The organism is Cytobacillus oceanisediminis 2691 (assembly GCF_007678455.1).
Lineage (GTDB): Bacteria > Bacillota > Bacilli > Bacillales > Cytobacillaceae > Mesobacillus > Mesobacillus oceanisediminis_A.
In genome coordinates this window covers 234,952-258,580 of record NZ_VEEP01000006.1, presented here as the reverse complement: position 1 = coordinate 258,580, position 23,629 = coordinate 234,952, and the positions used below count along the sequence as shown (strand labels likewise).

General features: G+C 40.9%; 19 protein-coding genes. 18 read left to right on the top strand and 1 reads right to left on the bottom strand.

The features are described from left to right. The 6 genes from rbsK (at position 1) to FS736_RS13810 (ending at position 5,617) form a co-directional block, all read left to right on the top strand. Positions 1 to 891, top strand: a complete 891-nt coding sequence (gene rbsK / locus FS736_RS13835; RefSeq protein ID WP_144478222.1) for a ribokinase — start codon at positions 1 to 3, stop codon at positions 889 to 891. A gap of 2 nt (positions 892 to 893) precedes the next feature. Beyond that, the gene (gene rbsD, locus FS736_RS13830; protein WP_144478220.1) at positions 894 to 1,289 is read left to right on the top strand and encodes a D-ribose pyranase; all 396 of its coding nucleotides are present in this window, start codon (positions 894 to 896) and stop codon (positions 1,287 to 1,289) included. After that, positions 1,289 to 2,791 carry a sugar ABC transporter ATP-binding protein gene (locus tag FS736_RS13825; protein ID WP_144478218.1) on the top strand — a complete coding sequence of 501 codons (1,503 nt, stop codon included), beginning with the start codon at positions 1,289 to 1,291 and terminating at the stop codon, positions 2,789 to 2,791. The genes rbsD and FS736_RS13825 overlap by 1 nt, the downstream gene beginning before the upstream one ends. Further along, entirely contained in the window at positions 2,778 to 3,710 is a 933-nt protein-coding gene (locus FS736_RS13820; RefSeq protein WP_144478216.1) for an ABC transporter permease subunit, read from the top strand. Before FS736_RS13825 ends, FS736_RS13820 begins: the two co-directional genes overlap by 14 nt. 29 nt (positions 3,711 to 3,739) lie before the next feature. Further along, positions 3,740 to 4,681 (top strand): ribose ABC transporter substrate-binding protein RbsB, encoded by a 942-nt coding sequence (rbsB, locus tag FS736_RS13815; RefSeq protein ID WP_144478214.1) that lies wholly within the window; start codon positions 3,740 to 3,742, stop codon positions 4,679 to 4,681. A gap of 219 nt (positions 4,682 to 4,900) precedes the next feature. After that, a complete protein-coding gene (locus FS736_RS13810; RefSeq protein WP_144478212.1) occupies positions 4,901 to 5,617 on the top strand; it encodes a hypothetical protein in 717 nt (238 codons plus the stop codon). A gap of 1,102 nt (positions 5,618 to 6,719) precedes the next feature. Here the strand turns inward: FS736_RS13810 and FS736_RS13805 are convergent. Further along, positions 6,720 to 7,697, bottom strand: coding sequence for a hypothetical protein (locus FS736_RS13805; RefSeq protein ID WP_144478210.1), 978 nt, complete (start codon positions 7,695 to 7,697; stop codon positions 6,720 to 6,722). Positions 7,698 to 8,069: 372 nt separating this feature from the next. Here FS736_RS13805 and FS736_RS13795 point away from each other — a divergent pair, with 372 nt between their 5' ends. The 12 genes from FS736_RS13795 to FS736_RS13740 all read left to right on the top strand — a co-directional run bounded on the left by FS736_RS13795 (position 8,070) and on the right by FS736_RS13740 (position 23,423). Continuing rightward, positions 8,070 to 9,077, top strand: a complete 1,008-nt coding sequence (locus FS736_RS13795) for a LacI family DNA-binding transcriptional regulator (protein WP_144478208.1) — start codon at positions 8,070 to 8,072, stop codon at positions 9,075 to 9,077. A gap of 73 nt (positions 9,078 to 9,150) precedes the next feature. Next, the gene (locus FS736_RS13790) at positions 9,151 to 10,383 is read left to right on the top strand and encodes an ABC transporter substrate-binding protein (RefSeq protein ID WP_144478206.1); all 1,233 of its coding nucleotides are present in this window, start codon (positions 9,151 to 9,153) and stop codon (positions 10,381 to 10,383) included. Positions 10,384 to 10,442: 59 nt separating this feature from the next. Further along, positions 10,443 to 11,306, top strand: coding sequence for a carbohydrate ABC transporter permease (locus tag FS736_RS13785; RefSeq protein ID WP_144478204.1), 864 nt, complete (start codon positions 10,443 to 10,445; stop codon positions 11,304 to 11,306). Beyond that, positions 11,306 to 12,127 carry a carbohydrate ABC transporter permease gene (locus tag FS736_RS13780; RefSeq protein ID WP_144478202.1) on the top strand — a complete coding sequence of 274 codons (822 nt, stop codon included), beginning with the start codon at positions 11,306 to 11,308 and terminating at the stop codon, positions 12,125 to 12,127. Before FS736_RS13785 ends, FS736_RS13780 begins: the two co-directional genes overlap by 1 nt. A gap of 45 nt (positions 12,128 to 12,172) precedes the next feature. Then, the gene (locus FS736_RS13775; RefSeq protein WP_144478200.1) at positions 12,173 to 13,858 is read left to right on the top strand and encodes a glycoside hydrolase family 13 protein; all 1,686 of its coding nucleotides are present in this window, start codon (positions 12,173 to 12,175) and stop codon (positions 13,856 to 13,858) included. Positions 13,859 to 13,906: 48 nt separating this feature from the next. Further along, entirely contained in the window at positions 13,907 to 15,541 is a 1,635-nt protein-coding gene (locus tag FS736_RS13770; protein ID WP_144478198.1) for a glycoside hydrolase family 13 protein, read from the top strand. Positions 15,542 to 15,739: 198 nt separating this feature from the next. Then, on the top strand, positions 15,740 to 16,747 hold the full coding sequence (locus tag FS736_RS13765) for a LacI family DNA-binding transcriptional regulator (RefSeq protein ID WP_260983605.1): 1,008 nt from the start codon (positions 15,740 to 15,742) through the stop codon (positions 16,745 to 16,747). Between the two features lie 221 nt (positions 16,748 to 16,968). Continuing rightward, the gene (locus FS736_RS13760) at positions 16,969 to 18,270 is read left to right on the top strand and encodes an ABC transporter substrate-binding protein (protein WP_144478196.1); all 1,302 of its coding nucleotides are present in this window, start codon (positions 16,969 to 16,971) and stop codon (positions 18,268 to 18,270) included. 129 nt (positions 18,271 to 18,399) lie between these two features. Then, positions 18,400 to 19,668 carry a carbohydrate ABC transporter permease gene (locus FS736_RS13755; RefSeq protein WP_144478399.1) on the top strand — a complete coding sequence of 423 codons (1,269 nt, stop codon included), beginning with the start codon at positions 18,400 to 18,402 and terminating at the stop codon, positions 19,666 to 19,668. A gap of 16 nt (positions 19,669 to 19,684) precedes the next feature. Continuing rightward, positions 19,685 to 20,506: a carbohydrate ABC transporter permease gene (locus tag FS736_RS13750; RefSeq protein ID WP_144478194.1), complete on the top strand. Its 822-nt coding sequence runs from the start codon at positions 19,685 to 19,687 to the stop codon at positions 20,504 to 20,506. A 29-nt stretch (positions 20,507 to 20,535) separates the two neighbouring features. Further along, the gene (locus FS736_RS13745; protein ID WP_144478192.1) at positions 20,536 to 22,479 is read left to right on the top strand and encodes a glycoside hydrolase family 15 protein; all 1,944 of its coding nucleotides are present in this window, start codon (positions 20,536 to 20,538) and stop codon (positions 22,477 to 22,479) included. A 500-nt stretch (positions 22,480 to 22,979) separates the two neighbouring features. Next, positions 22,980 to 23,423, top strand: a complete 444-nt coding sequence (locus tag FS736_RS13740) for an MFS transporter (RefSeq protein ID WP_144478190.1) — start codon at positions 22,980 to 22,982, stop codon at positions 23,421 to 23,423. Positions 23,424 to 23,629: the final 206 nt, after the last annotated feature.

The following is a 23,629-nucleotide window of genomic DNA, read 5'->3' as shown; positions in this document are numbered from 1 at the left end:
ATGGCAAAAAAAATCACTGTCATCGGCAGTATTAATATGGATTTAGTCACTCAGACGGATATGGTTCCAAACAGGGGAGAAACGGTCCTTGGGAATCAATTTTTCACCATTCCCGGGGGCAAAGGGGCAAATCAGGCTGTCGCCGCTGCAAAAATGGGAGCGGAAGTCAGCATGATAGGCTTAGTGGGTGATGACGCTTTTGGACATGAATATCTCGGTTATTTGCGAAAACAGCAAATTGATGTAAGTAATGTGAAACCGGTTACACATGAGAAAACTGGAATAGCTACAATCGTTTTATCCGAGGGTGATAACTCAATTATTGTTGTTCCAGGTGCTAATAACATGGTTACACCTGAACTTGTTGAAAGTTTGGAAAAGGAAATAGCAGCAAGTGACCTTTTGTTGCTGCAACTGGAAATTCCGATCGAGTCTGTTGAAATGGCCTCTCAGATTGCAAAAAAACACGGGAAGCAGGTGATCCTTAACCCAGCACCTTTCCAGCCTCTCCCAGAAGCATTGATTGAAAATACCGACTATATAACACCGAATGAATATGAAGCTGAGCTCCTGCTGGCATCTGTTATGGATCCCGCCTCACTGAGAGAAAAGTTGATCATAACTAAGGGCTCAAGGGGAGTAGCTTTTTACGAAGGTGAACAGGAATGCCATCAGGACAGCTTCAAAGTTGAGACGGTCGATACGACGGGAGCTGGCGATACGTTCAATGGCGCATTAGCAGTCGCAATCCTTGAGGGGAAATCTATAAGAGAAGCTTGCAAAATAGCTGCTGCTGCAGGTGCGATATCTGTTACAAAGCTTGGAGCACAATCAGGAATGCCGACAAGGGCCGAAGTAGAAGAATTTTTGAGTGACAGGAAGGGGGATTGAGCATGAAAAAGCAAGGAATCTTGAACAGTCATATAGCTGAGGTTCTCGCTAATTTGGGACATACAGATACCATTGTGATTGCGGATTGCGGGCTGCCTATTCCTGACGGAGTGAAGAGAATTGACCTATCCCTTAAAATCGGGACGCCCGGGTTTATCGAAACGCTTGAAGCCATTCTTGAAGACATGGAGGTTGAACAAGCCACCATTGCCGATGAAATTCAGGAGAACAACCCTGAAATACTGTCTTTCATTCAAGAGAAGTTTAATAAAGGCCAGATTCAGTCGGTAACTCATGAAGACTTCAAGAAGAATACGGCACAAGCCAAAGCAGTGATCCGAACGGGAGAAGCAACACCATATGCAAACATCATTTTGCATGCAGGGGTGATATTCTAATGGAATTCATTAAAATGAAAGGGATTTCAAAATCGTTTGGCCCCGTTCAGGTACTGAATAAGGTCGATTTTGAGCTTGAAACTGGAGAAATTCATGCACTAATGGGAGAGAATGGTGCAGGAAAGTCCACGCTCATGAAAATCCTGACTGGAATTTATCAAAAAGATGAAGGTGCAATTGAAGTTAAAGGTAAACAAGTCAGCTTCAAATCGGCTAAAGAAGCTGAGTTATCTGGCATTACCGTCATCCACCAGGAGCTTAACATTATTCCCTATCTGACAGTTGCGGAGAATATGTTCCTCGGCAAGGAATTGACCCATGGGAAGATAGGGTTGATGAAAACGAAGGAAATGAAGCGTAAAACGAAGGAATATCTTGAAAGGCTTGGAGTACAGCTCGATCCGGACCAAGAAGCTGGGAGTCTATCTGTGGGCCAGCAGCAGATGATTGAAATTGCGAGGGCTGTTGCCACCAACTCTGAAGTGCTGATCATGGATGAGCCCACCGCGGCATTGACTGACCGTGAGATTGAAGTTCTTTTCAAGGTAAATGACAAGCTTAGAGAGCAGGGAGTAGGCATTGTCTATATCTCTCACAGGATGGAAGAAATATTCCGGATGTGTGACAGGATTACCGTCTTGCGTGATGGCCAGTCAGTCGGAACAAAGCAGATTAAAGAAACAAATTTTGAAGAAATCGTCAAAATGATGGTTGGCCGGGAACTTGGCGAACGCTTTCCTGCAAGAACCGGCAAACCTGGTGAAGAGAGAATCCGAATCGAGAATTTTACGGCAGAGAACGCTTTTAGTGATATCTCCTTTTCTGTAAAAAGTGGCGAAATCCTGGGAGTAGCGGGGCTTATGGGTGCCGGCAGGACGGAAATCATGGAAGCGATTTTCGGAAAAAGACCGATTATATCCGGAACAATTTTTCTGAATGGGAAGGAAGTCAAAATCAAACGCCCATATGATGCCATAAAGGCAGGCATCGGTTTCATAACAGAAGACCGGAAAGATGAAGGTCTGGTCCTCGGTCTGAGTGTTCGTGAGAATCTGATTTTGACCAATTTACGGAGGTTTTCCAACAAAGGCATTATGGCTGATAAAAAAGAAGCCGATTATGTCAAAGCAATGATTGAGAAGCTCAAGGTCAAGACATCTGGCGGAGAGCAGGCTGTCAAATCGCTGAGCGGGGGAAACCAGCAGAAGGTCGTTATTGGCAAATGGCTGGGTATCGACCCCAAGGTCCTGATCTTGGATGAACCGACCCGCGGAGTGGATGTGGGAGCCAAAAAAGAAATTTACACAATCATGAATGAACTTACAGAAAAAGGCGTTGCCATCATCATGGTATCTTCTGAACTGCCTGAAATCCTCGGAATGAGTGACAGGATCATGGTTGTCCATGAAGGGAAATTGACAGGGATGCTCAACAGGGAAGACGCTGACCAGGAAAAAATCATGCAGGCCGCCACGGGAGGGAAAACTCATGAAAAAAATTAATGTTTTTCAAAAGCTTGGACCACTAATCGGACTTTTTCTAATAGCTATTATTCTATCAGTCATGAGCGCGGACTTTTTGACTGTAAATAATATTTTCAACGTCCTGCGCCAGGTTTCAATCAATGCATTAATTGCATTTGGTATGACATTTGTTATTTTGACTGGTGGAATTGACTTATCAGTTGGATCTATTCTCGCATTGTCGTCAGCTCTGACAGCAGGAATGCTGGCTGGCGGAACTGATCCAATTCTTGCTTTACTGATTGGCCTTATGGCGGGTGCGGCTATGGGTGCAATAAACGGCCTGATCATCACCAAAGGTAAGGTTGCCCCGTTCATTGCAACACTGGCAACGATGACGATTTACCGGGGTTTCACTCTTGTCTATACAGAAGGACGTCCGATTACCGGACTTTCTGATGCTGTATCTTTCCAAATGCTTGGAAAAGGGTACTTTTTGGGAATACCATTTCCGGTCATCACGATGCTGATTACTTATGCAATTCTATATTTCTTGCTTAAAAAGACGACATTTGGCCGGGGTGTGTACGCAATTGGAGGAAATGAAGAAGCTTCCCTTTTATCTGGTCTAAGAGTTGATCGTATTAAAATCGGTGTCTATTCCCTTACTGGATTGCTTGCGGCTCTTGCTGGTACGACACTAACCTCAAGGCTGAATTCAGCACAGCCAACCGCAGGTGTCTCTTATGAACTCGATGCAATCGCTGCGGTAGTTTTAGGTGGTACAAGCCTTTCTGGAGGCAGAGGATGGATTTTCGGAACACTAGTCGGCGCTTTGATCATTGGTGTATTGAATAACGGCTTGAACTTGCTGAATGTATCTTCTTTTTATCAGCAAGTTGTAAAGGGTGGAGTTATTCTGCTTGCAGTATTGTTAGACCGCAAAAAAGCGGCTTAATAATAATAAAAATTTAGGAGGAATTATAAATGAAAGGTCTTTTTAAAGGTTTATTACTTGCATTAATAGCTGCAGTATTCATGGCTGGCTGCTCACTTGACCAAAATGGCAATGGTTCTGATGAAGGCAGTAAAGACACAGGCTCAAAAGATGATAAGGTTAAAATTGGGCTTTCCATCTCAACACTGAACAACCCGTTCTTTGTTACGTTAAAAGAAGGCGCAGAAAAGAAAGCAAAAGAAGAAGGAATCGACATTACGACTGTAGATGCTCAAAATGACCCGGCAAAACAAGTAAGTGATGTAGAAGACTTGATTCAAAAAGGCATTGATGTTCTTTTGATCAACCCAACAGATTCAGCGGCGATTACAGCAGCAATCGAGTCTGCAAATAATGCAGGTATCCCGGTCATCACGGTTGACAGAAGTGCAGAAGGCGGCGAGGTAGTTGCGCATATCGCATCTGACAACGCAGCTGGCGGCAAGATGGCTGGAGAATACATGGCTGATGCGCTTGGCGGATCAGGAAAAGTGATTGAATTAGAAGGTATCCCAGGTTCATCCGCAGCACGTGAGCGCGGCAAAGGTTTCAACGAAGCAATTGCAGCAGCAAGCGGAATTGAAGTAGTGGCAAAGCAGCCAGCGAATTTTGACCGTTCACAAGGACTTTCTGTCATGGAAAACCTGCTTCAAAGCAACAAGGACATCCAGGCTGTATTCGCTCACAACGATGAAATGGCACTAGGTGCAGTAGAAGCATTGAAAGCTGCCGGTCTTGAAAATGTCATTGTTGTTGGATTCGATGCAACTGACGATGCAGTAAAAGCTGTCGAAGAAGGCACAATGGCCGCAACAGTTGCCCAAAAGCCAGAAATGATCGGACAACAGGCAGTTGAAACAGCCATCCAGGTGAAGAATGGTGATAAAGTAGAAGAATTTATCCCGGTCGAGCTTGAGTTAATTAAGAAGTAAGGGACCATTGGTTGAGCGTAAAGCGTGTGCTTTACGCTTCTTTTTTTGTTGATGAAAGTGCTATTTTTAGAGGTCTTATGTCCAGTTAAGGAGTGCATTTATGTTTAAAAACAGCCTTACTTTTCCGATAAAAAGAACAAGATGCAATTTAGTGAAAAGTTAATTTATTCACACGAATTGCTCCATCATATTGCTTTTTAAGGAAAAGAGGTTGCGTTGATGAAAGGTTCTTTTGAAGTGAAATCTGTTTCTAGGCTTTGTAAGGCAGGAGGCATGGAGCATCATATATTAATCGCTAACCTGCCTATCAATAAACTTAAACTAGTGGATGGTAAGTATCGGTATTCAATGAATGGTCAGGATACTAAACATGAAGTAGGAATTACATTAACATTTGAAAAGAAAGTAATCGAAAAGCGAAAGAATCAAAAGTTTGATATTGTTTCTATCGAATTTTCAGCTAATCTTGTCACAATCAACCTGAGGAGAATCCTTTCTCTAAAGCGAATCTATAAATTAAATGATCGCTATACAACCAGTTACAGTAATAGTAATGGTCTGCACCCTATATCCTATGAGGTTAGTCTTGCATATAAGAAGGAGTTTTTTGAGTCAAAGATATCCTCCGGAGTTAAAAGATCTCCACAAAAGAACAACAGTCAGTCAGGCCAAAGCATCAGGAGACAGAAGGACGACACAACAAAAGTGAATAAACCCGAAACCCACCAAGTCGGTCCATTTAATCTTCCTAACAGAGTCAAGATAGGGAATTCTTCAAGCCCATATGCAGGTGTTAGTAAACTTTCACCAAATGAACTCCGTCATCGTGATATTTGCCAGGCAGATGCAACCCCTTATAATTATTCTCCCAATGCAGATAGTATACGGCCCAAGAATGAGGTTCTGGGAGGTACTGGGTCGAATATGCATAGGTAGAAACAGGGATTAGCGACTACTGTTATCTGTTTCCCTGGACTCCTTCAGGCAGCTTGTCCGAAAGATGAAATCAAAAACAAAAGTAAAGAATCCAATTGCTTATTATACCGGGATTCTGAATAGGAAGTACCAGGAACATTATTTTGAGGAACTTTATGAGCTGGGGTATTGTTAAATCCAGATGCACATCACCTTACTCATATTGGCCTGGCACACTAGTTCAGATAATTATTCCTATAGGCAGCATTACTGCTCATCCGCCAGAATTCCTCGTATATTTTACGAGATTGACGAAAGCACATGGGATGCGGTTGCTTACAAAAAAGCCAGAGAAGAGGGATATGACGAAGTCGCGGATACACTGATCAAGCAGAGGGAATCGTTTCAGCGCAAAGGAAAATGACAGTCTTCAAATGCATAAAAATCACGGAGAAAATAAAACAAGCACCATCAGTATTTCTTAACCGATTTAACATACGCCTATCATACTCATAAAGAATTTATGGAAAGTCGTCCACAGAGTGACAATGGACAAGATGGCCAATTGAGCATCGATGCTTGTGAAGCCCTTGAATATTCTGTGGACAGCAATGGGAATGTATCGGTTCCTGATGGACAAGTTTTAGGTGAACCTGAGTCCGAATGATGAAAAACAAAAGAAACAAAAAAGACGGTAGGTCAATTCTTGGCCGCCGTAATAAAGAAATGTCGGATAAAGCCTGGGAAATATTTTTGTGAAAGCTGGAAATCTAAGTGATAACAAAGACCATCTAGAAAGATGATCTCACTTGAAAAAGATTGTTGAAAGAGTTTCGGTGTGCTTTCCTACAATTCAATAAAGTAAAGTGATGCAGCAGCTGCAACGCAACTGGCAATAAAGTTTTTAACCAAGACATTATCTCCAAGATTTATAATTTGATTCTATCAAATTTCTCTAAAGGAAATATCCCAAAATGTATTACTTTATAAAAATAATAAATGGCGACTCAAGCTACGAAGCAAATTAGTTCATTCAATCAAATATTTTTTAAATTAGTAGTTAAGAAAGGTAAAGTTTTTGCCCAATATTGCGCAAAAAAAAAGCAGGAAATGCGGTTATGTTTCAAAGGGAATGTATTCTTTTTTTTCTTAAAAATTCATCTATAAGGTAAAATAATAATGCACATAAAGTAGCTAAAACCATTAATGGACCAAGAAAGAAAAATGTAATTAGGCCAAATCCAATATGAAGTAAAAATGATAGGTGTAAACGATATTTCTTAACATTTTTGGTTATAGAATCTGAGAATAACGAAACAGGTATTCCATAAATAAAGCTGCCTAACAAGCTAGATAAAAAAATAAAAGTAATGAAAGAAACATCATTGAAATTAAGGTTGGGCTCTGTTATAGACGTCTGTATATCAAGAATAAATATTAAAAAGGTAAAACAGAAAGAAGTATAAAGTGCAACTTTACTTTTTCTAATAACAAGTGGAACTTTGTAAACTTTTCTTCTTATATTCGGTATAAATGTTAGCCCAATAATACCAAGAACAATCTTTATTTGTATAGATTCTACACCTAACCAAACTATTAAATAGAGCATTGAAAAAAATAATGCATATAAAAACTGTTTATAAAGTTCTTCCCCTCCATTTGTATTTTTATTATTAAGAAAGTTAACTACTTTAAATCTTGTTCTCAATAAGAAAAGAATATGAAAATAGGTATATACGGCAATAACAACAACAATCAAGCTTTCAATACTATTACTCAATAAGAAAAGATAAGACCCTAACGCTAGTGCTGATAAAGTGTACAGTAAAAGTTGAGGGAAATAAGTTTTTTCATTACTGTTCGACTTTGTATCCTTTATAATCCAATCAATAAGTAGGGTTACAGGAATACCAACAATGATATAAATTGGCACTTGATATATTGCGACAATAAATACACCTCCCCAGAATGTCCAATATTCATAATAGGACTCCTGGGCAGTTACAGGCATTAATAATTGACTGATGTAATTAATTATGAGTGAAGACAATGGAGAAGCAACAATAATTGCAAAAAATATAATTAAGTATTTTATCATCATAACACCTCAGGATAATATTAACATTTTATTTATTTTTTGTTAACGCGTAGCTTGATGAAAACAGGGATGGAAAATGGGGATGATTTAAAAGATGATCAGGTTAAAACATTCGTCTTCGTATGTCTGACAGGTCAGTTCAGCTTCGGATATTTAAAACAGGCTGGAATCAAGGCTGTTACGACACTTACAAAACAGCTAACAAAGGTACATAAACATCAAAATTACTTCAATCGCTCCTTTATTTATATATCGACAAAAATCATGAGTATATTTTTAGTTCAAAAAACTATTGAAAGGGTTTGCATAACATGCTATTATTTTTACGTAAACGTTTTCGTTTTTTATTAATCTTTGGTGTAAAGCAGGTGGGATATGTCCTATACGATTAAAGACGTTGCCAAGATGGCCAATGTCTCGATAGCTACCGTTTCAAGGATTCTGAATGGCCAGGCTGGCTACTCGGAAAAGACCAAACTAAAGGTATTGAAGGTCATTGAAGAGCTTGGATACTCACCAAATGCGGTAGCCAGAGGATTAATCAATAAAAGAACCCATACGATCGGCGTCCTTTTTCCGAAGCTTTCCAGCTCGCTGGTTACAGACTTGCTGGATGGGATCGAGAAGGCGGCAAATGAAAACGGCTCCAGTGTCATTGTTTGCCATACTGAATCAAATGGCGAAAAAACAATGAACTATCTTCAGCTATTGATCGAAAAAAGGGTTGATGGAATCATTTTTGCAAGTGAAATACTGAAGGATGAATATTATCAGTATGTCACGAAATCAAAAATGCCCATTGTTCTCCTATCAACAGAATCCTATGCATTCCCGGTTCCATATGTTAAGGTCAATGATTTTCATGCAGCCTATGCAGCTGCGAAGTATTTAATTGATAAAGGACATACTGAAATCGGCATGATCAGCGGGAACAAAGAAGATATCGTTGCCGGGAAACCGAGGATCGATGGTTTTCAAAAGGCTCTGGCAGACCATGGGATTGCCTGCGGTGAGAGAAATATCGTTAACAGCAAGGGCTTTGGCTTTCATGATGGCTTGGATGGTTTGAGGAAAATGAAAGAACAATTTCCTGAGGTAACAGCGATTTTTGCGGCCAGTGATGAAATTGCCATGGGTGTGTTATCAGCGGCTTATCAGCAGGGAATAAAAGTGCCTGAAGAGCTGTCAGTGATGGGTTTCGATAATCTGAATCTTGCGGAAATGACGATTCCGCCGCTTACTACAATCGGCCAGCCGCTGGCTAAAATGGGTGAAGCATCAGCACAAATGTTATTTAAAATACTCGAAACAGGTGAAATCCCGGAAAGCCGGATTATGCCTCATAAAGTAGTTGAAAGATTAAGTGTAAAAAAGAGAGCTTAATGACTCTCTTTTTCTCAGGACATTTAAGTAAACGTTTACGTAAAAAAAGCGTGAAAACTTAGGAGGAATAGACATGTTCAAGAAAGTGACAGCAGGTGTAATGGCAGTAGCCCTGGGAGCTTCCTTATTAGCAGGATGCTCATCAGACAAAGCGGATGATGGAAAAGTAACATTAGAGCTGTTTTCAAATAAATCCGAAAGTATCCAGACTTATAAGGGATTAATTAAAGAATTCGAAAAACAAAATCCAGACATCAAAATCAAACTGGATGCACCGCCTGAAGCGGAAACTGTTTTAAAGACACGTCTTACTAAAAATGACCTTCCTGATATTATGTCCATCGCTGGTAATGCTACATATGGTGAATTAGGCCGTGCAGGTGTATTGGAAGACTTCTCAGGTTCAGAGTTGGAAAAGAAAGTCCAGCCATCATATGTTGATATGATTAACCGCCTGGTTGGACCTGAAGAAAAGGGTACGTTTGGTCTTCCATATGCTACGAATGCAAATGCTGTTATTTATAATAAGGCAAAGTTTGAAGAACATGGACTTACAGTTCCAACTACCTGGGATGAATTTATCGCTAGCCTTGAAAAAGTGAAGGCTGCGGGAGACACTCCGATTTACTTTACATTAAAGGACGCATGGACTGGCATGATTGCCTGGAACTCACTAGGTGCTAATGTCGCAGGTGAAGATTTCGCTGAAAAGAAGAATGCCGGAGAAACATCCTTCGTAAAAAGCTATGATGAAGTAGCTGATAAGATGGCAACTTTGGTGAAATATGGCCACAAGGATAATATGGGTGTTGCGTATGGCGATGGAAATAATGCTTTTGCCAACGGAAAGTCTGTATTCTATCTTCAAGGTAACTGGGCGATTCCAGAAATCCTGAAAGCAAATCCGGACATGGAATTGGGTGTATTCCCAATGCCAGTTACTAATGACCCTGCAAAAAATAAATTAGTATCAGGTGTTGACGTACTTCTGACTGTAAACAAAGATACTGAGCATAAAGAAGAAGCAATGAAATTTGTTGAATTCATGATGAATCAGGAAACGGCCAAAAAGTATATTGACGAGCAAAAGGCGTTCTCTGCTATTGAAGGTGTTTACCAGGAAAACCCTGTATTTGAAGGAATCAAAGGCAACTTTGAAACTGGTGCCATCACTAGCTTCCCAGATCACTATTATCCAGCAGGAATGGGAGCTGAAAACCTGGTACAGGAATTCTTGATCAAGAAAGACAAGGAAAAATTCTTGAAAAAAATGGACAGCGAGTGGGAGAAAGTACAAAATCGTTAATCCGCAAAGAAGCCAGGGTGTCTAAGGATCCCTGGCTTTCCTAAAAAGGAGTTGTCATCATGAAAAAGAAAAATAATGTTTTCCTGGTCATTGCCATACCTGCCTTCATCCTTTTTTTTATTTTTCATAGCTATCCTGCATTGCAGGGGATTTTTTACAGCTTCACAGACTGGAAGGGCTATGGGGACTGGAACTTTGTAGGATTAAAAAATTACTTGAATGTCTTCAAGGACGGCCGTGCTGGTGATGCGTACCTGTTCACATTTAAATTCGCTATTGTTTCTACCATTCTCGTAAATATCATAAGCCTTGCTGTTGCGATTGGGCTTAACTCTAAGATTAAATTCCACAAGACTCTTAGGGCAATCTACTTCTTGCCTTATATTCTTAGCATATTGATTGTTGGTTTTATTTTTAACTTCATTTTTGCACATGTTCTGCCTAGAGTCGGCGAGGCAATGGGCTGGGAATTCCTTAGCATGAATATCCTTGGTAATCCGGATCTTGCGTGGATAGGGATTGTCATTGTCGCGGTATGGCAGGCTGTATCCTTCAATACGATTCTATACCTTGCTGGACTGGTGACGATTTCCGAGGATTTATATGAGGCTGCGAGCATTGACGGAGCTGGTATTTGGACGAAGTTCTGGAAGATTACATTCCCGTTAATCGCACCTTTCTTTACGATTAATATGGTTTTGTCCCTTAAAAACTTCTTGATGGTGTTTGACCAGATCGTCGCATTGACCGGCGGCGGACCAGGAAAATCAACCGAATCGATTTCGTTGCTGATTTACCGCGGCGGTTTTGAAGGCGGGCAATTTGCCTATCAATCTGCGAATGCCGTCATTTACTTTATCGTCATCATCATCTTTTCTGTCATTCAATTAAAATTCTTAAATAAAAGAGAGGTGGAAAACTGATGAATCGCAAAAAACATAGCTGGGTCATTACCACTCTCTTGATTTTAGGTTCATTATTGATTCTATTTCCACTATATTTAACAGTTACCATCGCTTTTAAAACACCGCCAGAAATGGCCGGCAATTTATTGGCGCTTCCGAAATCATGGTCTTTTGATAACTTTGCCAATGCGATTGAAATGACAAATTTCTTTAATGCCTTCAAAAACAGTGCGTTTGTGACGGTTTTTGTGGTCATCTTTACGGTAATGACCAATTCACTTGTCTCTTATGCAATAGCCAGGAACATGCATAAGAAGTTTTATAAGTTTTTATACTTCTACTTTTTAAGTGCGATGTTCATTCCTTTTCCGATTATCATGCTGCCGCTCGTAAAGCAGACAAGTGCATGGGGAATGGATAATCTGGTGGGTCTGATCATCCTGTACATCGTGTTCAATCTATCCTTCAACGTATTCATTTACATTGGATATATCAAGTCCATCCCTGTGGAACTGGAAGAAGCGGCGATCATGGATGGAGCAAGTACCTGGGGTGTTTTCTGGAAGGTCATCTTCCCGCTGCTTGCACCAATGAACGCTACAGTCGCGATCATTACCAGTCTTGGAGCATGGAATGACTTCATGCTGCCGCTCGTCTTGCTGAGTGACAGGGATATGGCGACACTGCCGCTTGTTCAGTATATTTTCCAATCGCAATTCAGCACAGATTATAATCTGGCATTTGCCTCTTACTTGATGGCTCTTGCACCGATGATTATCGTGTACATTTTTGCCCAGAAATGGATTATTAGCGGTGTGATGAAAGGTTCGATAAAATAACTTTAGCAGTAAAATAGATTTTTAAATTGATCGGAGTGTTTTGATGTGAACAAGACCTGGTGGAAAGAAAGTGTTATTTATCAAATTTATCCGAGGAGCTTCAATGATTCAAATGGAGACGGAATTGGCGACATCAATGGAATAACGGAAAAAATTCCATATTTAAGCGAGCTTGGCATTGATGTGATCTGGCTATCTCCAGTTTATCAATCACCTAATGATGATAATGGATATGATATTTCTGATTATCGGAATATTATGGACGAGTTCGGGACCATGCAGGACTTTGATAATATGCTGGCAGAAGCTCACCGTCATGGAATCAAAATCATGATGGACCTGGTTGTTAACCACTCTAGCGATGAGCATGCATGGTTCCAGGAGTCCCGGAAGTCAAAGGACAATCCATACAGAGACTATTATATTTGGAAAAAGCCAGAGAATGGCGAGCCGCCGACGAATTGGGGTGCTGCTTTTGGCGGGAGTGTCTGGGAATATGATGAAGAGACAGGCGAGTATTATCTCCACCTTTTTAGCAAAAAGCAGCCGGACCTTAACTGGGAAAACCCTGTATTGAGAAACGAAGTATATGAAATGATGCGTTTTTGGCTGGATAAAGGCATTGACGGATTCAGGATGGATGTCATCAATTTTATCTCTAAAGATACAAGCTATCCTCAGGGAGAAGTCCGGGAAGGCCATAAATATGGGGACGGAAGCAAGTATTATATGAACGGGCCGAAAATTCATGAATTTCTCCAGGAAATGAACAAAGAGGCACTAAGCAGTTATGACACCATTACTGTAGGAGAGATGCCAGGTGTTACGGTTGACGAGGGTAAGCTCTATACAGGTACAGACCGCAAAGAATTGAATATGGTGTTCCATTTTGAACATGTTGGCCTCGGTGACGGACAATACGGCAAATGGGATCCGCGTGAATGGAAGCTGACACAGCTGAAGGAAATCTTCACTAAATGGCAAAAGGGTCTCGAAAAAGACGGCTGGAACAGTCTTTACTGGAGTAACCATGACCAGCCGCGGGCTATTTCACGCTGGGGCAATGACTCTGATGAGTACAGGGTTATATCTGGCAAGATGGTTGCTACCTGCCTCCACATGATGCAGGGTACGCCATATATTTATCAGGGTGAAGAAATCGGCATGACGAATGTGAAATTCGATGATATCAATGATTACCGGGATATCGAAACATTGAATGCCTACCGCGATTTAACTCCCGATTCATTGACACATGAAGAAATTTTCAAGGGAATCCATGAGCGCGGCCGTGATAATGCAAGGACTCCGGTTCAGTGGGACAGCAGCGCCAATGCCGGCTTTACAACTGGGACACCATGGATCAATGTGAATCCTAATTATGAGACGATCAATGCCGAAGCAGTTTTAAAAGATGAAGACTCTATTTTCTATTACTATAAGAAGCTCATCGAACTAAGAAAGCAAAACGAAGTAGTGGTCTACGGCACATATGATGTAGTAATGGAAGAGGATGAGCAGATTTTTGCTTACATCCGGACACTTGGGGATGATCAATTATTGGTGATCTGTAACTTCAGTGACCAGAATCCTGTCTTTACCCTTCCTGAAAGTGTACGTTATTCATCAAAGGAATTACTGATTTCAAATCTTAGCGTTGATGGAAATGAATCTATCGAGGAATTAACGCTTCAGCCTTATGAAGCAAGGGTGTATCGATTAACAAAATAATGAAAAGGGCCTATGATGGGCCCTTTTTCATGGAACTGAGGTGCTGACATGAAGAAAAAATGGTGGAAAGAGGCTGTTGTTTACCAGATTTACTGGCGAAGCTTTTATGACTCCGATGGTGATGGATATGGTGATTTGAGAGGGGTAATTAAAAAGCTTGATTACATCAAAAGCCTTGGAATCGACGTGATCTGGCTTAATCCTTTCTATGAATCTCCAGACCGTGATAATGGGTACGATATCTCTAATTATTTTCGTGTAATGGAAAAGGCTGGAGACATGGCTATTTTTCAGGAATTGGTCCAGGAAATCCATAACCGGGGCATGAAGGTGATCATGGATTTAGTCGTCAACCATACATCTGATCAACATCCATGGTTTCTGGAGTCCCGCTCTTCCAAGGATAACCCAAAGAGGGACTGGTATATTTGGGAGGATCCAAAAGAGGGCAAGGAGCCGAATAACTGGCGTTCCTATTTTGCCCCATCATGCTGGGAATTTGACCTGGCAACAGGGCAATATTATTATCATTCTTTTGCGGTGGAGCAGCCGGACCTTAACTGGAAAAACCCTGAGCTGCGAAAAGAAATTTATAAGATGATGCGATTCTGGCTTGATAAAGGAATTGATGGTTTCCGTATGGATGTGATCAATCTTCTTGCTAAAAGAGAGGATTTTTCAGACGCCGAAAATCCATATGACATTAGTTACCTTGCCAACAATCCAGGAATTCATGATTACCTCCAAGAAATGAATCGTGAGGTACTCCAACATTATGATGCCATGACAGTAGGCGAAATTCCTTTTGTAACGCCAACAGAGGGGCTACTCTATGTCGATGAAGACCGAAACGAGCTTAATACATTATTCCATTTCCAGGTGGCCGACGAAATGCCGAGATGGGATATGATCCGTTTTAAGAGAATCCAATCAAGCTGGTACGATGGCTTAAAGGGAAAAGGCTGGAACTCTCAATTCCTGAACAATCATGACCACACAAGGCAAGTGACACGCTATGGAAATGACGGGAAATATCGGGAACAGTCAGCCAAGCTGCTGGTAACAATGATCCATACACTGCCAGGAACTCCTTATATTTATCAGGGCGAAGAAATCGGGATGACCGGAGTCAGGTTTGATTCCATTGAGGATTATAACGATATTGCCATGAGAAACAAATACCATGAGGAAGTGGCAAAAGGACGCGATCCTCAGGAGGTTTTTGAGAGCCTGCTGCTGTTAAGCCGGGATAATTCCAGAACACCAATGCATTGGAATGAAGCTCCACAGGCAGGTTTTACAAACGGTGAACCATGGATTAAAGTCAATCCGAACTATAAGGACATCAATGTGGAGACCGCATTGAAAGACCAGGACTCTGTCTATTATTACTACAAAAAGCTGATCAGTCTGCGAAAAGAAAATGAGGTTATGGTATACGGAGATTATCAGGATTTATTGCCTGATGATGAAAATCTATATGTTTACACCCGTTCTTACAACGGGGTAACCTGGCTGATTGTCCTGAACCATTCAGACGAGCAGCAAACCTTTGTTTTCCCTGAAGAACTACAGCAAAGGGGAAAACAGCTGATCATCAGCAATTATCAGCCGAAGACGCAAAGTGGAAAAAACCTGCTTGATCCGCATGAGGCGAGGGTTTATCAGATAATCGAATCATAAAACCCGCCTTCAAGAATTAAATTTATAATGCTTTAGCCGCTCTTTAAAAGGGCGGCTTTTTGTGAGTGAAACCAGGTAGAAATTGAATTGAAAAGCTCTAAAGGAATAAATAGTCTAAAAAATGATTGAAATCGATTTCAACAATTGATATATTTAACCCATAAAGGCGATTTCATTTTAGGGGAGGCGATAGCAGGGGTGATCGAACAACGAATTACCATTAAGGAAGTGGCTGAGCTTGCCGGTCTATCGAGAGCTACTGTCTCTAGGGTAATCAATAATTATCCTCATATCTCAGAAGATAAAAAGCGTGCAGTAAAAAATGCGATGGAACAGCTTGGATACTATCCTAATTCCTCAGCTCGCAGATTGCGAAATAGGAAGACTGAAACGATTGCTGTCTTAATCAATAGGATTACAAACCCATTCTTCAGTAAGTTAATCGAAGCGATGGAGATTGCGGCAATGAATAGTGGCTATCAGCTGATTGTATGCCAGACGAGGTATTCAAAAACGAGAGAGTTGCAGTATTTGGATATGCTTAAGGCAAAGAAAGTTGATGGGATAATTCTTGCATCCATTGAAAATGACTGGAGTGAAATCGAACCGTATCAGAATTTTGGCCCTCTCATTCTAGTCAACGAATTTCACAGGGAGGCGAAAGTGCCGACCATTTATGCTGACCAGGTAATTGGCGGGTATATCGCTGTAAAGCACTTGCTGGATTTAGGGCACGAGCATATTGCTTATTGTATAGGTGACTTAAAGACAAGTGTTGGGAAAGGCAGAATGGAAGGTCTCATTAAGGCACATGAGGAGTTCGGCAAGCACTTTGATGAACATGCACTTTTTAAAGGTGTCTACACGGTAGAGGACGGTAAAAAAGCTTTCCACCAATTACCGAAAAAAATCACAGCCGTGTTTGTTGGTGGGGATGAAGCAGCAGCTGGCATAATCGCAGAAGCAAAGCTTTTTGGCGTCAGGGTTCCTGAGGATTTATCTGTAGTTGGTTTTGATGACCAGCCAATATCCGAATTGATTGACCCTGCTATAACCACAGTGCATCAGCCGATAGGTGAGATGGGAGAACAGGCTGTAAAGGTTATGATTGAAAAGATCAATAACGACGATGCACCGTTGGAGTATGAATCTTATGTATTTCCCCTTCAACTGGTGGAACGAAATTCTGCAACGGAAAAAAGATGAACCTTTCTTTTACTAAAAAGTGAAGAAAGGTTTTAAAAGCAGTGTATTGAAATCGATTTCAAGTTTTTACGGATAAAACGAAAATGATTAAAGTGTAATTTTTTTAAAGCTGTTTGAAATCGATTTCAAAGAGTGCTTCATCACTCAATAAGCATCTCTTCATTAAACATTTAATTGAAATCGATTACAAAATAAAAAGAATTTTAGGAGGCTCCATTTATATGTCAAAGAAGAAAAAAATCTTCGGTCTTGTATCTTCAGCCACATTAGCTCTTAGCCTTGCAGCGTGTTCATCTACTGATTCCAATGAAAAAGCTTCATCGGACAAGGAAAAAAAGCCATCATCTGAAGAGGTTGTAAAAATCACTTATGCACGTGGAGCAGATACTACAGGAAGCACAGAAAAGCTCATTGAAGCGTTCGAGAAAGCCCACCCAAATATAGATGTCGAATATCAAGAGATGCCAAATAGCAGCGGACAGCAGCATGATCAATATGTGACGGCTTTCAGCAGCAAGAGTACGGAAATCGATGTTTTTGATGCAGACGTTGTTTGGCCGGCTGAATTCGCCCAGGCTAACTATGCATTGGAGCTTGACCGTCTGATTGAAAAAGATGGAATCAAGATGGAAGACTACTTCCCAGGAACTGTGCAGGCAGGGAAATTCAGCGGTAAACAATGGGCAATGCCGAAGTATATGGATGCAGGTCTTTTGTATTACCGTACTGATATTGTAAAAGAAGCTCCAAAAACCTGGGATGAATTAATAGCGGCTGCTAAAGAAGGCAATGGCAAGGAAGGCACTAAGTTTGGCTATGCACTACAGGCTAACCAATATGAAGGATTGGTAGTAAACGCAATTGAGTTCATTGAGTCTTACGGCGGCCAGGTAATCGATGAAAATAATAAAGTGGTCATTGATAGCCCTGAATCTGTTAAAGGTCTTACCAAAATGGTTGAAATCGTGAATGCTGATTTTATGCCAAATAATATTTTGACCTTCTCAGAAACAGAAACTGAAACGGCCTTTATCGAAGGACAAACTGTTCTTGCCCGTAACTGGCCTTACATGTCTAAATCAGCAGCTGATAAGGAACGGTCAAAGGTATTGGACAAGGTAGGTTTTGCTGTTCTTCCATCAGGTGATGCGGGTTCAGCTGCTACTCTGGGCGGTTATATGACGATGATTAACCGTTATACAGATGAACCAGAAGCGGCATGGGAATTCGTGAAGTTCATGACAGGAGCAGATGGACAAACTATTTCTGCTGTAGAAGGCGGAAGAGCACCGACTTTAAAAGATTTATATGAAAAAGAGGAAGTAAAGAGTGCTACTCCATTGTTCGGCAATGAAGAGTTTATCAAGGTATTGCATAGTGCAGTTCCAAGGCCGATTACACCGAATTATCCAGAAGTCTCAGATATTATGCAAATTGAAGTATCCAAGGCACTGACAAAAGAAATCACTCCTGAGCAAGCTGTTAAGAACATGCAGGAGAAAATGGAGAAAGCTCTGAAATAATTTTTTATTCAAAATGGGGTGGGTGTGAAAGCACACCTGCCTCTCTTTCATTTTACCGAAAGGGTGGTTGTTGTGGCTGGGAAACCAAACAAAGAACGTTTCAGCTTAAGTGAAAAGCAGCTAGGCTATATGATGGTTCTGCCTTCACTCATATTGATTATTGGAATTATATTGTGGCCAATCAGTCTTTCATTTTGGAATAGCTTATTTGATTACAGGTTGAATGATCCTGCAAAGTCGCAGAAGATGGTATCGGAACATATTGACTTAGAAAGATATGCAAACAATTATTATTACTTATCCAGCTCCTTGGAAGAATTAGAAGCAAGTTCAAACGACTCTGAATCCAAAAAAACGATTAGTGAAATCAAAGATCGTATTGAAGGTTATCATGATCAACTATTAGAAAATCCAGAAATGAAAGGGAAATATGATCAGGTTAATGACTTGATTGCTTCCTTTAAACCAGTAGTAGATGATGATTTGAAATACGCAAAAATTGAGAGTGACCTTGCAGAGGATTATAAAGCAACTCTGCGGGATTCTATAAATTCCATCCGGCAATTGAAGCTTGAAGAAGAGCAAGAAGGCAGTCTGGCTGATATTAAAGAACAAATGAAAGCAACTGATGAAGCAATACTTGAATCGAATTTTATCGGCCTTGCAAATTACAGTCATTACTTCCAGGAAAAAAGAATGTGGAAATCACTTGCGAATACAGGCGTTTTCACTGTGATTTCAGTATTCTTTGAGCTGGTTCTCGGGTTGATGATCGCTCTGCTTATTAACCGTGCTTTCTTCGGCAGAGGAATCATCAGGGCCTCTGTACTTATACCATGGGCGATTCCGACTGCGGTTTCGGCAATGATGTGGAAATATCTTTACGACGGACAATCAGGCATTATTGCTCATTACTTCGAACAATTCGGCCTCATATCCAGTGCAGGGGACTTATTGACGACTTCAACAGGTGCTATGTTCTCAATTATCTTCACCGATGTATGGAAGACCACCCCGTACATGTCATTGCTCCTATTGGCAGGTCTGCAAACAATTCCGTCCTCATTATATGAAGCGGCAGAAGTGGATGGGGCAAACAAGATTCAGCAGTTCTTTAAAATTACCCTGCCATTATTAAAATCATCCATTTTGGTTGCATTACTATTCAGGACACTGGATGCATTCAGGGTGTTCGATTTGATCTATGTATTGACTGGCGGCGGGCCTGCAAACTCCACAGAAGCCATTACGGTTTATGCTTATAAAACTCTGTTTTCACAACAGAATTTTGGAGCTGGTTCGGTCTTATCCGTCATCGTTTTCCTATCCGTAGCGTTAATTAGTGTTATTTATATCAAATTTATTGGATCCGACCTATTCGAAGGGAAAATGAAATAATGAGGAGGATGGAGAAATGAACAAGCGAGCAGGAGCATCATTCTATCTATTTTTAGCAGTATTTGTCTTCCTTGTTATGTTTCCGTTTATCTGGGTTTTTCTGACTTCAATTAAACCGCCGGGAGAAATTTTCTCATCATTCGCCTGGTTTTCCGAGAACCCAACAATTGAATCCTATCTATCTGCCTTAACAACGAGGCCTTTGTTGACGTATATGAAAAATAGTTTCATAGTTTCTACTTTAACTACCCTGATAGCGGTAGTATTCGCTTCCTTTGCTGCCTATGCCTTAACGCGGCTGCCGATTAAGTTTAAAGGATTGATCCTGGGTATTGTGCTTGCGTCATCAATGTTCCCTCATATTGCGATAATTTCACCAATCTATAATTTTGTGACAGATTTTCATTTAAGAAACACTTATATGGGGCTTGTTATCCCGTATATTACGTTCAGTTTGCCGCTAGCTATTTGGCTGCTGTCAACATTTTTTCAAAAGATTCCTCACGAGCTGGAGGAATCTGCAAAAATGGATGGGGCAACGCCATTTCAAACTTTCCGCAAGGTGATTTTTCCCTTGGCCGCACCAGGGGTTTTCACAACTGCAATCCTTGTTTTTATAACGGCCTGGAATGAATACTTATTCGCCCTGACAATAAATTCACAGGAGTCATCAAGGACCATTCCTGTAGGGATTTCTTTATATCAGAGTGATTATACAGTACCGTGGGGAGATATAACTGCTGCGACAGTCATCGTGACCATACCGATTGTCATCCTTGTTTTGTTATTCCAGCGGAGAATTGTTTCAGGGTTAACATCGGGTTCTGTCAAAGGGTAACTAAACAACTTTAGCCAGGAGTGACTAACATGAGAAAAAAACCGTATCTGATAGATGGTATTATTGGGAATTCAAAAATGCTCGTTTCATTGACAAAGGATGGGCAGCTGCAGCGGCTTTTTTGGCCGCATATCGACTTTTCCCAGCATATGAACAGGTTTTATACTGGTGTTCATGTGGATGGTGAAGAAAATGTAACGATGTTTATGCACGAGGATGGCTGGAAACACGAACAGAAATATGAAGCTGAAACAAACATTTTAACCACAGCTGCGGTACAGGAAGAAAGCGGGTTTGCCATTCGGCAGACGGATTATGTGGTACCTGGAAAAGATGTTTTTGTCCGAAACTATAGGATTAAGAATATCTCTGACGTTAGCCGCGAGATGTCATTTGTCATCTATTCAGATTTTACTGTGGATGATCGTGTTCGTTTCAATACTGTGCTCTTCAGTCAAGAAGAAGATTGCCTAGTGCATTATCACCGCGAGTATGCATTTGCGGTTGGCAGCACATACGAAGCAGCTCAATATCAAAGTGGCCTGGCCCTGGATGCCTCAAAAACCAATAAAATGAACGGTAAAGAAATCATGAACAAGACGGATGGCTCCGTATCATGGAACTTAGGCATGCTTGAACCGGGGGAAGAAGTGGAGTTGCCTATTTTCATTGCAGCAGGTCATACAGTGGAAGATGCAATATGTGAGCTGCGAGAAGCAAAACATACAGGGGCAGATGAGTTATACAAGAAGACTGCTGATTATTGGGAGAATTACCTTAAGCAAGCGAAGCAGTTTGAAATAAAAGATACCAGGACCAGGGAAGTCTACATCAGGTCTTTATTGGCTTTTAAACTTCTAAATGATGAAGAGAAGGGCGGCTTTATTGCTGGTCCGGAAGTAGATGAAGATTATGATTACTCTGGTGGGTATGCATATTGCTGGGGACGTGACGCTGCTTATATCGCAAATGCGGTGGACAAGGCTGGTTACCATGGTACAGTTTCAAAATTCTACAACGCCACAACGGAACTGCAAAGTGAAGACGGATCATGGGAGCAGCGTCATTATATTGACGGTAAGCTTGCACCTACGTGGGGTTTGCAAATTGATGAGAGCGGGTCAATCCTTTGGGGAATCCACCAGCACTATCTTGAGTCTGGAGATGAGCAGTTTTTACAGGATATTTGGCCGGCAGTACAAAAAGGTGCTGAGTTTATCAATAGCTTTATCGACCCTGAAACGAATCTCCCCATGCCCAGCAAGGACCTTTGGGAGAAGCGGGATGGAGAACATCTCTATTCTGCAGCGGCCGTTTATGGAGGCTTAGCAGGCTCTGCAGAACTGGCAAGAAAATTTGACCGAGGCGATCTGGCTGATAAATGGGAGCGCACTGCCCATTTAATCAAGGCGACCATCGAAGAAAAGTGCTGGAATGAATCTTCAGATTCCTACTTAAGGGGATTAAAACTGGCAGTGGATCAAAAATATTACGAAGAGGCAAAATCCGAGAGAAAGGCAACATTGGTAGAGTATAACAAAAAAGGATATCCGACCTACCGCGTATGGGAAGATCCTGTAGTAGATGTAAGTCTGCTTGGCTTGAATGTCCCTTTTAATATGCTGCCAGAAAACGACCAGAGAATGATGAAAACAGCCGAAACGATCGAGCGTATATTGACCTCGCCAATCGTTGGCGGGATTGAACGTTTTCCGGGAGACGTATATATCGGAGGCAACCCATGGATCTTAACAACTCTTTGGCTTGCCCAATATTATGTGCGAATCGGTAAATATGAAAAGTCCCGTGAATACTTAAAATGGTCAGTTTCTCAGGCAAACCATCTAGGACTTCTGCCTGAACAAATTGATAAAAAAACCGGAGAACCTGCGTGGGTTATGCCACTAACCTGGTCTCATGCAATGTATGTGCTCACTGTTATTGCACTTGAAGAGAAAGGTGAATTAGATTGAATAAGGGATATTCCCCCTATTAATTTTAAATATGCTTTTTCAAATCTTAAAATCGTAGGTCCAGCAGTCTTTAAGGGCTGCCGGGCTTTATTTTGTTTAATCCATTTGAAAGGCGTTAGTTAGAGAACCAGAAAACATTTCTTACACTTTTAAATAAAATTAATATTATTTTCCATATTTTAAACTGTTGATACTTTTGATAGGTGTGAATAGGACTTATCATGAGGGAAAAAGAGCAGTTCCAACGTTTAAGGAATAAGGAATCTGAGCGGTTTAAGGAAAATTAAAAAGTCAGAAGCCCGATCCAATATCGAACACTTGCCCATCAGTCTGCCTAATATATTGTGGGATTTTTGAAGATGAGAACATTGGAGAATGGAAAGGTCACCATTATTCATATCTACTCTACTCTCAGGAATATGTAATGGCAGTGTCCTGTTTGAAATGTTCAGATCTGTGAGTTCGTTTACAAGAAACCAAAAATGAACTGAAAATTATTAGTGGAGTTAGGTGGGAGCAGAGGATACTTCGATTCTACAATTCCGACAAAAATAGATAATGGCATATTAGTTAGAATTGGTTTCTTTATCGCTTTTGTTTATTTCTTATTGTTCAGCTTAGTTACAGAGCCTTGGCAAATCTACCCGCTGCAAATCTTGAGCGCAGCTCAGGTGTCAATTACCGCAGGAATCGCCATTTCCTATTTTCAGGACTTTATTCCAGAAGCCACCGGCACAGCGACGACCCTCTATATGAATACAACACTAATTGGTTCCACAGTAGGTTATTTACTTTTTGGGTTGCTATCGGAGTTTATAAGTTATGGAAACCTGATTTTGATATATACATTTTCTGCTGGAGCGGGCTTTGTGTTTTTGGCTGTCTTAGGTAAGATGAAACATGAAGAGGGGAAAGACACAGGTTCCCAAATACACGGGGGTTAGCGAAGTTATCATAGGAGTTGGTTGTAGTTATTGTGGAGCGAAAAGGAACCCAGTGCAGGTGATTTTGGCCCTTTAAGAAAGTGCGTGGGAGGGTGCTTGCGTATTGAAAAATGAAAACATAAATTAAATTGTGGAGCTTTAGAACCGCTTCCTTGCTTAATGACGTGTGAATTGTCACACGTCATTTTTTATTTGTCAAATTAAAT

Excerpts from the sequence above, each read along its gene's own strand:
- FS736_RS13810 (WP_144478212.1), top strand. The coding sequence starts at position 4,901 with ATGAAAGGTTCTTTTGAAGTGAAATCTGTTTCTAGGCTTTGTAAGGCA.
- FS736_RS13760 (WP_144478196.1), top strand. The coding sequence starts at position 16,969 with ATGTCAAAGAAGAAAAAAATCTTCGGTCTTGTATCTTCAGCCACATTA.
- rbsB (WP_144478214.1), top strand. The coding sequence starts at position 3,740 with ATGAAAGGTCTTTTTAAAGGTTTATTACTTGCATTAATAGCTGCAGTA.
- FS736_RS13750 (WP_144478194.1), top strand. The coding sequence starts at position 19,685 with ATGAACAAGCGAGCAGGAGCATCATTCTATCTATTTTTAGCAGTATTT.
- rbsD (WP_144478220.1), top strand. The coding sequence starts at position 894 with ATGAAAAAGCAAGGAATCTTGAACAGTCATATAGCTGAGGTTCTCGCT.
- FS736_RS13825 (WP_144478218.1), top strand. The coding sequence starts at position 1,289 with ATGGAATTCATTAAAATGAAAGGGATTTCAAAATCGTTTGGCCCCGTT.
- rbsK (WP_144478222.1), top strand. The coding sequence starts at position 1 with ATGGCAAAAAAAATCACTGTCATCGGCAGTATTAATATGGATTTAGTC.
- FS736_RS13795 (WP_144478208.1), top strand. The coding sequence starts at position 8,070 with ATGTCCTATACGATTAAAGACGTTGCCAAGATGGCCAATGTCTCGATA.
- FS736_RS13745 (WP_144478192.1), top strand. The coding sequence starts at position 20,536 with ATGAGAAAAAAACCGTATCTGATAGATGGTATTATTGGGAATTCAAAA.
- FS736_RS13820 (WP_144478216.1), top strand. The coding sequence starts at position 2,778 with ATGAAAAAAATTAATGTTTTTCAAAAGCTTGGACCACTAATCGGACTT.
- FS736_RS13785 (WP_144478204.1), top strand. The coding sequence starts at position 10,443 with ATGAAAAAGAAAAATAATGTTTTCCTGGTCATTGCCATACCTGCCTTC.
- FS736_RS13790 (WP_144478206.1), top strand. The coding sequence starts at position 9,151 with ATGTTCAAGAAAGTGACAGCAGGTGTAATGGCAGTAGCCCTGGGAGCT.
- FS736_RS13780 (WP_144478202.1), top strand. The coding sequence starts at position 11,306 with ATGAATCGCAAAAAACATAGCTGGGTCATTACCACTCTCTTGATTTTA.
- FS736_RS13755 (WP_144478399.1), top strand. The coding sequence starts at position 18,400 with ATGATGGTTCTGCCTTCACTCATATTGATTATTGGAATTATATTGTGG.
- FS736_RS13805 (WP_144478210.1), bottom strand. The coding sequence starts at position 7,697 with ATGATGATAAAATACTTAATTATATTTTTTGCAATTATTGTTGCTTCT.
- FS736_RS13770 (WP_144478198.1), top strand. The coding sequence starts at position 13,907 with ATGAAGAAAAAATGGTGGAAAGAGGCTGTTGTTTACCAGATTTACTGG.